Below are 7,546 nucleotides of genomic sequence, written 5' to 3' on the forward strand. Positions count from 1 at the left end.
CACGCGAGCGAAGTTGTTGTCGATCCAGATCTCAAGGAAGTACACGAGCACCACTACCACGAGCGCCAGCACGATGGACAGCGGGTTGCCCCAAAGGAAGAACAGCGCGGTCCAGCCGAGGAACAGCACGTTCTCGCACCAGTGCATGATCTCCACCTTCGCCAGCGTCTTGCCGCTCATCTCGGTGGTGATGCCCTTGACGATCTCCTGATGCGCATGATGCGAGTACGACAGGTCGAACGGCGACTTGCGCAGCTTGATGGTGAGCACGAACAAAAAGCCCAGGAATACGAGCCAGATATTGGTCACTACGGGCGCGTCGAGGAAGAACACGCCTGCGGAGTTGAAGGTTCCGGCCGCCATGTAGAACGCCACGGCCATGAACAGCACCATGGGCTCGTACGCCATGACCTGCAGCGTCTCGCGGTTCGCGCCGATCTCGGCGTACGGCGAGCGCGTGGAGTACGCGGCCACGATGAAGAACAGGCCCGACAGCGTGATCACGAACACGCTCATCAGCAGGTTGCCGCCGGAGAAGAAGATGCCGCCGGCGATGAGGGTGAACACGAGGGCGCACGTGATGTAGGTGCCCTCGGTGGAGTTCACCGACACGTTGTCCTTCTCGATGAGCTTGCGGACATCGTAGTACGGCTGCAACAGCGGGGGTCCCACGCGACCCTGCATACGAGCCGAGATCTTGCGGTCGAGACCGGCGAGCAGGCATCCCAGAACCGGCGCGACGATGGCGAAGACGAGGGTGCCGATAAGAGCGAAGAGCATTGTCATGTCAGATCACACCCTTTCCTAGAACAATCCCGGAACGCCCACGGCCGCCGCCGCGAATGCGATCACGATGATGACGGTGCAGCACGCGGTGCCGAACGGCGACAAGCGCTTCTCGCCGAAGATGCCCTCGAGGTACCAGTTGCGCGCCGATGCGGTGGATTCGCCCGACAGCGAGTTGGAGAACGTGCGCTCGGCGTTGTCGCGGCTCACGCCTGCCAGGTAGATGTCGACCTTCTTGGCCTTCGAGCGGCCGAGTCCGGCGAACAGAACCACGGCGATGAACGCCGACAGGATGGAGGCGATCCACAGGTTGGACGACGAGATGTCCTGGCCCACGGTGCCGAACACGCTGTAGATGTACGGTTCCACCACAGCCCACGAGATGATGGGCAGTCCAATGCAGCACAGGATGACGAGCACGGCCATGACCATGATGGCCACCCACTCGCTGGAATGCACCTTGGCCTCGACGTTCTCGGGACGAGCGGCGATGCCGGAAAGCTTGCCCAGCCACTTCGCCCAGAACATGAACGTGGCCGCGGAGCCGAACGCCAGAAGCACGATGAGCGCCACCTGACCGGTATCCGCGAAGGAGACGAGCGTGGCCCACTTGGCCAGCAGCATGCCGAACGGGGCGATGAACATGCACAGGATACCCAGCATCATGAAGCGGGCTAGACGCGGCATGCGCTCGAACAACAGGTCCATGTCCTCGATGTCGCGGCTGCCGATATGGTGCTCGGCGGTGCCGACGCACAGGAACAGCAGCGACTTCGCGATAGCGTGGAACAGCACGAGGAAGGCCGCGGCCCAGACCGCCTCGGGCGTGCCAACGCCCGCACAGGCCACGATCAAGCCGAGGTTCGCGATGGTGGAGTACGCCAGCACGCGCTTGGCGTTCGACTGCGAGATGGCCATGAACGAGCAGAACAAGAACGTGAGGCCGCCAACGAGGATGACCATGACGGACGGAACGGGACACGCCATCATGATGGGCGCCAGCTTGATGAGCAAGAAGACGCCCGCCTTCACCATGGTCGAAGAGTGCAGCAGCGCGGACGTGGGAGTGGGCGCCACCATGGCGCCGAGGAGCCACGTGTGGAACGGCATCTGCGCAGCCTTGGTGAGGCCGGCGAACGCGAGCGCCGTGACCGGCAGCACGACCATGCCGGGGTTGGCGATGCCGATCTGCAGGAACTCGAGGAACGACAGCGTGTTGAACTGGATGGCCATGACGTACAAGGCCGCCAGGAAGGCGATGCCGCCCAGCAGGTTCATGATAATCTGGCGGAAGGCGTTCTTGATGGCCTCCTCGGTACGGGTGAAGCCGATGAGGAGGAAGGAGCACACCGTGGTGATCTCCCAGCCGGTGAACAGCCACAGCATGTTGTTCGAGAACACGATGAGGAACATGGCCGCCAGAAAGACGAACATGAGGGCGAAGAACGTCGGCCGGCGGTCCTTCGCGCCTTCCGGCTCGTGCGCCTGGAAGTCTTCCATGTAACCGAGAGCGTACACGCAGATGCCGGAGCCGATGACGCCGATGATGAACGCCATGAGCAGCGACAGCGAGTCGAGGTACAGCCCTTCGGTCACGAGGACGTCGTGGGCGAAACCGAACTCGAACACAAGCGAGCCGACCACCTGGACGGCTGCGAGCACGCAAGCCCACAGGTTCTTGTACTTGATGCCGAAGTACAAGATGGCGGCAGCGATGAGCACGCTGACGGCCATGCAGACGTAGTCGACCACCGGGGAGTAGAAATCATACGTTATCCACGGAGCTCCCAGATAGGACACGACGAGCCACACCGACGCTAACCCGATGACGAGCGCGGAGGCTCCCACAATCACGTTTCTCGCTCGGTTGTTGCGCACGACAAGCAGAACGCCGGCAACAACCAGCGGGAAAAGGATTAAAAACCCGAGCATAGCCACGTAGCTTCCCCCTTTACCTTTACCGATTGCACTTGAACAATAAAAGCGAGCGATATCGCCCGCCAGGCCACTCTACCAGAGAAAAGTAAACGGTCGGATGACATGGCCCCTCCGGAGGCGATTGCTCGGTAAAAGGGAGCCAACGGCGAACACGGATTCAATCAGCGGCGAGACGTTGAAGGCAAACGGTTTCGCATTGACGAGCCGCTTCTTCTCCGTTACCCGACCGTTATTTCATTGTGCACGCACACAAAACACGAGGGAACGGCTCGAGCCGCTAGGCTCGATGGAGGCCATTCGAGCCCTCCCCCGCTTCCGCAGCGCGCAGGCGCCGCCATTCGAAGGCGAGAAAACCGCTTACGATGAGCGTGGATGTTATATCGGATATCGAGGGCGCCAGCCACACGCTCTCAAGCGCCGTGATGGGCAGCACCTGCGGCAGAACGAGCGGGCAGAACACGAGCAGCGGAATAAGGAACAGGATCTGGCGCGTGAGCGTGAGCACGGTCGCTTTCGCCGCCTGGCCTGTGGCGTCGAAGTAGTTCGAGCCGATGGTCTGAATAGGCAGGATGGGAATGAACATGAGGTACAGCACAAGCGCCCAAGCCGTTTCCTTCATATATATCTCGGGCAAGCCGAACAAGTGCGCGTACAGGTCGGGTGCGAGGACGACCGTTGCCCACAAAGGCGTCGTGATGGCGATGCCCAGCACTATGGCCTGCACGAGCACGAGCTTCATGCGGCCGTAAGCGCGAGCGCCGTAGTTGTAGCCCACGATAGGTTGCGCCCCCATGGCGATGCCCATGGCCGGCATGAACGTGAACAGGCCTACGGCCGACAGCACGCGCATCACCGCAAGCGCTCCGTCCACGCCGAGCGCATCGGCGGCACCGTACAGCACCAACAGGTTGTTCTCTATCATAGACGACACGGCGAAGCCCAGTTGCGTGACGCACGGAGCGATTCCGAGGGCGCAGACGCGCAGCGCGATGCGCGGGTCGAGCGACAGCGACGGACGGCGCAAAGGCATGGGTGAGCCCTTCTTGAGGAAGAACTGCATCACGAACAGAGCCGACAGCGCCCATGAGCACACGGTGGCCAGCCCGGCGCCGCGCATGCCGCCGTCGAGCACGATGATGAACAGGTAGCCCAGCACCACGTTCGCGCCCGTTCCGACGAGCATGGAGCCCAGCGCTCGGTTGGGGTGCCCTGCCGTGCGGATGAAGTTGTTCATGCCGAACGCGATGAACTGCAGCGGGCAGCCTGCCACGATCACCGTCATGAAGTCGAGCGCGAGCGGCAGCACGGAGCCGTCGGCGCCCGAGTAGCGAAGGATGGGCTCGAGCGCGAAGATGGCGATGCCCCACAGCACCGCCGTGGCGATCAGCAGCAGCACGAAGCTGTTGCCCATCACGCGTTCCGCCACGCCCTTCTTGCGCTCGCCCAGCTTGATCGCCGCCAGCGCGTTGCCGCCCACGCCCACGAGCATGGCCACGGCCACCATGGCCGTCATCATGGGATTCGCGACCGTGGTGGCGGCCAGGCCGTCGGCGCCTACCGCATGTCCCACGTATACCGCATCGATGACGTTGTACAGCATCTGCACGAGCATGCCCGCCACCGCCGGGATGGAGAACTCCAGAAGCAGCTTGAAGGTGCTCTCAGTGCCCAAACGGTCGATCTTCCGATCGCTTCTCGACTTCGGTGCGATCTCGGCGACGACGCCCTCGCCGTCCACAGCCTCTTCGGTTCCGTGCATGATTCTTCGCTCCATACGTGCGCGAGCATGCGGCCCGCCGCTCGGCGCCGCGCGAAGCGGGCCGTCGGATGGGCCGCATGCTCGATGGTTTCCCGGGTTGTCCCGGCAGACGGGCTTGCGGCGGAGCAGCCTGCGAGGGGCTCGACGCCTGGCAAGGATCGGGTCATCCCGATCCTTGCCAGTATACGCAAGCCGCCTGCCGAGAACAACCAGCAGATCAGGCGGCGCCGTAGACGAGGACTTGGGCGACCAGCAGGATGCCGCCGAAGATGAGCACGAACAGCACCATAGGCCACACGAACTTGAGCCACTTGGAGTACTTCATGTCCAGCATCGTGAGCGTGGCCAGCACGAGGCCGGTGGGCGCGAGGTACAGCATGGCGTATTGGCCCCACTGGTAGGCGCACACCACCACCGAGCGCGGGATGCCCACGGTGTCGGCCAGCGGCGCCATGATGGGCATGGACAGCACGGCCAAACCCGACGACGACGGCACCACGAAGCCCAGCAGGAAGAAGATCAGCATCATGACCAGGATGAAGACAGGTCCGGTCATGCCATGCACGAGCCCCGACGACCAGAACAGCAGCGTGTCGGAGATGAGCCCCTGCTCCATGATCAGGTTGATGCCGCGCGCGAGCCCGATAATGAGCGACACGCCCACCAGGCTTGACGCTCCGTGGATGAACGCATCCACCACCTTCTTCTCGGCGATGCCCGACAGGAACATGATGATGATCGCGATGGCCAGGAACGAGGCTGCCATCTGCGGGAACCACCAGCCCTGGCTCACGACGCCCCACACCATGATGGGGAACGCCGCCACGAACAGCACGAGGATTGCCTTCTTCTTAAGCGTGAAGCCGGTCGCGCGCGCCTCCTTCGTCTCCCCCGCCTCCACGTTGTACAGTTTGGCGAACTTCTCGCGATCCTCGTAGGTGTAGGAGAACGCCGGGTTCGCCTTGATCTTGCGGCTGTACCAGTACAAATACGCGATGACCACGATGGCGCCCACGACGCATCCCGCGATACGCCATTCGATGCCCTGCGTGAAGTTCACGCCCGCGGCGTTCGAGGCGATGACCACCGAGAACGGATTGATGGTGGAGAACGTCGTGCCCATGGAACCTGCCAGGAAAATGGCGCCGACGCAGATGATGGAATCGTAGCCGAGCGCCAGGAATATAGGCACGAGGATGGGATAGAAGGCGACGGCCTCTTCTTCGAGACCGCACGTGGTTCCGCCGAGGACCATGAGGGCGCTCACGAGGAACACGAGTAGGAACTCATGGCCCTTCGTCTTCTTCGTGAGGGCCATGAGGCCCGACTCGAACGCGCCGCTCGCGTTCACCACGCCGATAAGGCCGCCCAGCACAAGGATGAACACCATGATGTCGGCGGCCTCCACCGTGCCCGACACCATGCTCACCGTGATGTCGGCGATGCCTTTGGGCTGCTGCTCCAGGCGCTCGTACGTGTTGGGAACCGAGATGGGCTTGGACAGCGCGCCCGAGGTGAACTGGTCGATCCCGATGTTCACGCCGATAGCATCGAGCGTCTCCTGCGTGGCGGGCTCTTCGCTCACCGCGCCCTGGGGGCTCGTGATCTGAAGCGTGCCCGCGTCGGCGTTGTACGCGAGCTTCGCGTACTGGCCCGCCGGCACGAACCATGTAGCCGCCACCGCGACGATGGTGAGCGCGAACAGGATGGTGAAGGCGGTGGGGAAGCTGAGCTTCCTCTTCTTCTTAGGCGGGCCTTCCTTGGGCGAGGCGGTGCTGGTGGGCAGTACGGCTTCCGTCGACATGCGCTTATCCCCTTTCATCTACCTTCGTCGTTTCGTTCGGCAGGTTCCGGACGTTGTCTTCATCGTGTCGCGCGAACGAGCGCGCGGGCAGTCCTAATCTGGTGGTAGGAGCGGGTGTATTTCGGGTGTAGAGCCGTTTGATCTGGCGCGTTGCGGCGAATCGTCTATACTGTTCGAGATGTGCGCCCGCTTGGGCGCGAGGCCGGCGACTGCGAACGAGGAAGCGCATGGATCTGGGACTGGGTCTTTTCTACTACACGCTCATCGTGCTTTTGGCCGTCATCCTAACGGCGGCGACGTGCCTCGCGTCGTACCTGGTGACGCGCAACAAGACCTACCGCTACGCGTTCGCCGGGTTCCTGTTCTACTTCTTCGATGTGGCGCTCGTGTTCCAGGACGATTTCCTCATGCAGCGAGCCTCCGACGCGTCCGTCTCGCCCTTCTTCATCGGCAGCCCTGTCGCTTCCGTCCTCCTCGGCGGCGGCGCGCTCATATCGTTCTGGCTCGTGCTGTGCGAGTACCTGGAGGAGGATAGGCCGGCGGTACGCTGGATCCCGGGTGCGGCGTTCGTGCTGGCAAGCTTCGCCGTGCTTCTGCTCGCGCCCGAGGGCAACGGCCAGATGTTCCTGTTCTACAGCATGCGCGAGGCCATGCTGTACGCGATGCTCGTCTACCTCGCCGCCCGCTACATCGGCACGCGCGACGACGTGTTACGGCTTCGCATGCGGCGCCATCGTGCTCTGTACGGCGCGCTATGGGCGCTCGTCACCTGCGTCCTGCTTGAGAACGTCGTGTTCCTGCTGGTCGTCGACCCGCATGCGATCGCAGGTCAGAGGCTGCCCTTCTTCCCCGAGCGCAACTTCGCCGAGAACGCGCTCGTGCTGTGCTGCGGCTTCGCCGCCTGCACGAGCGCGTGGCGCAGCCTGTCGCTACGACGCACCGAACCGCCCACGCAGGGAGGCGCATCGCTCGAGACGTTCATCGACCAGAATCTCGCAGCCTACGCGGCCGCGCGACAGTTGTCGAAGCGCGAGGCCGAGGTGCTGCGACTCGTGCTGCTGGGCAAGGACAACCAGAACATCGCCACATCCATGCATCTTGCGCCGAGCACCGTCAAGGTGCACATGCACCATATCCTCCAGAAGGCCGAGCGGGCTAACCGCAAGGAGCTTATCCAGGATTTTTGGGAATTCTCCTAGAAGATTCGCCCGCGCTGTCAGGATTCGCCCTGCTCGTTCGTATTGCAGGTGAAACGGCGT

The 7,546-nt window shown here is 62.8% G+C and carries 5 protein-coding genes; 1 reads left to right on the forward strand and 4 read right to left on the reverse strand.

Annotation, left to right across the window (positions count from 1 at the left end; all coding sequences use genetic code 11):
* The 4 genes from ACMO6A_RS12755 to ACMO6A_RS12770 form a co-directional block, all read right to left on the reverse strand.
* On the reverse strand, window positions 1-786 hold a 786-nt coding region (locus ACMO6A_RS12755), incomplete at its 3' end, for an NADH-quinone oxidoreductase subunit H (RefSeq protein ID WP_418471370.1).
* Between the two features lie 18 nt (window positions 787-804).
* A complete protein-coding gene (locus tag ACMO6A_RS12760; RefSeq protein WP_231566094.1) occupies window positions 805-2,640 on the reverse strand; it encodes an NADH-quinone oxidoreductase subunit L in 1,836 nt (611 codons plus the stop codon).
* A gap of 361 nt (window positions 2,641-3,001) precedes the next feature.
* Window positions 3,002-4,483: an MATE family efflux transporter gene (locus ACMO6A_RS12765; RefSeq protein ID WP_009306977.1), complete on the reverse strand. Its 1,482-nt coding sequence runs from the start codon at window positions 4,481-4,483 to the stop codon at window positions 3,002-3,004.
* 217 nt (window positions 4,484-4,700) lie between these two features.
* Window positions 4,701-6,287, reverse strand: coding sequence for a YfcC family protein (locus ACMO6A_RS12770; RefSeq protein WP_015760638.1), 1,587 nt, complete (start codon window positions 6,285-6,287; stop codon window positions 4,701-4,703).
* Window positions 6,288-6,514: 227 nt separating this feature from the next.
* On the opposite strand from ACMO6A_RS12770, the gene ACMO6A_RS12775 reads away from it, so the two are divergent.
* Complete coding sequence (locus tag ACMO6A_RS12775; protein ID WP_418471371.1) at window positions 6,515-7,486, forward strand: response regulator transcription factor; 972 nt, start codon at window positions 6,515-6,517, stop codon at window positions 7,484-7,486.
* Window positions 7,487-7,546 lie beyond the last annotated feature (60 nt).

Origin of the sequence: Eggerthella sp., assembly GCF_048329335.1 — a bacterium.
Classification (GTDB): domain Bacteria; phylum Actinomycetota; class Coriobacteriia; order Coriobacteriales; family Eggerthellaceae; genus Eggerthella; species Eggerthella lenta.

Bases quoted from the DNA above. Each gene is read 5' to 3' on its own strand.
- ACMO6A_RS12765 (WP_009306977.1), bottom strand. From the start codon at position 4,483: ATGCACGGAACCGAAGAGGCTGTGGACGGCGAGGGCGTCGTCGCCGAG.
- ACMO6A_RS12770 (WP_015760638.1), bottom strand. From the start codon at position 6,287: ATGTCGACGGAAGCCGTACTGCCCACCAGCACCGCCTCGCCCAAGGAA.
- ACMO6A_RS12775 (WP_418471371.1), top strand. From the start codon at position 6,515: ATGGATCTGGGACTGGGTCTTTTCTACTACACGCTCATCGTGCTTTTG.